Annotated in this window: 2 protein-coding genes; both read right to left on the bottom strand. The window is 71.7% G+C overall.

Features of this window, described 5'->3' with window-relative positions; genetic code table 11:
- Nucleotides 1-231 precede the first annotated feature (231 nt).
- Nucleotides 232-534, bottom strand: a complete 303-nt coding sequence (locus C1I97_RS37890) for an MTH1187 family thiamine-binding protein (RefSeq protein ID WP_111007369.1) — start codon at nt 532-534, stop codon at nt 232-234.
- Nucleotides 531-875: a DUF3817 domain-containing protein gene (locus tag C1I97_RS37885; RefSeq protein ID WP_111007368.1), complete on the bottom strand. Its 345-nt coding sequence runs from the start codon at nt 873-875 to the stop codon at nt 531-533. The genes C1I97_RS37890 and C1I97_RS37885 overlap by 4 nt, the downstream gene beginning before the upstream one ends.
- Nucleotides 876-969 lie beyond the last annotated feature (94 nt).

The following is a 969-nucleotide window of genomic DNA, read 5'->3' as shown; positions in this document are numbered from 1 at the left end:
GTTGTGGGGTCGGGGCCGTGGGGGGTGCGTCCAGCCCGCCGCGCACGGGCGTACTGCTGTGGGCTGCCACGGCTGGACCGGGCAGAGACGAAGTATGCGGCGGGCTGCGGACGCGCCCCCACGGCCCCTTCCGCCGTCGCGCGGGTGCGGGTACCGCGTCGCGCGGGTGAGGGCGGTTGCGCCTGCCTGCGCGGGTGAGCGCGCCCTCCCCCGCAGTGCGGTCCCAGGTGCCTACTCTCCTCGTTCCGCCAGGTGCCTCTCGACCGTCTCCACCTTGGTCGTGAGGCCGTCCGTCACGCCGGGGCGGATGTCCGCCTTGAGGACCAGGGAGACGCGCGGAGCGCGTGCCTCCACCGCTGCCACGGCGCGTTTCACGACGTCCATGACCTCGTCCCAGTCGCCCTCGACGGACGTGAACATCGCGTCGGTGCGGTGGGGGAGGCCGGACTCGCGGACGACCCGGACCGCGTCGGCGACGTACTCCCCCACGTCCTCGCCGACGCCCAGCGGCGTCACGGAGAAGGCGACGATCATGCGTTCACGACCCCTTCGCGGCGGGCGCGGGAGGCGATCACCGCGTCCTCGGCCTCACGCTTGAGCCTGCGCTCGGCGAAGAAGCCGCCGGCCGGCAGGACCGAGAGGGCGAAGTAGAGGGCGGCGGTCTTGAGCGGCCACTTCGCCCGGTTCCACGCGTCGGCCCAGAAGACCACGTACAGGATGAACAGGAAGGCGTGGACCCAGCCCATCGTGCGCACCGCGTCGAAGTCCGTGGTCCGCTTCAGGACCGAGCAGACCAGGAGCAGGAGGAAGGAGACCGCCTCGGGGCCGGAGACCAGGCGGAGGCGGCGGAGGGCGGTGGCGGTCTTGATGTCCACGGGTCACCTTCGGTGAGAGACGGGCTGACATGGCTTGTGAATGTGAGCACAAGCGTTCGTCCATTGTGGCAAACCGTCGGGCGGGGGCCGGGAG

Source organism: Streptomyces sp. NTH33, assembly GCF_003236365.1.
Lineage (GTDB): Bacteria > Actinomycetota > Actinomycetes > Streptomycetales > Streptomycetaceae > Streptomyces.
The sequence above is the reverse complement of the archived record's forward strand: the minus strand, read 5'-3'. Positions and strand labels throughout refer to the sequence as shown.

Bases quoted from the DNA above. Each gene is read 5' to 3' on its own strand.
- C1I97_RS37890 (WP_111007369.1), bottom strand. From the start codon at position 534: ATGATCGTCGCCTTCTCCGTGACGCCGCTGGGCGTCGGCGAGGACGTG.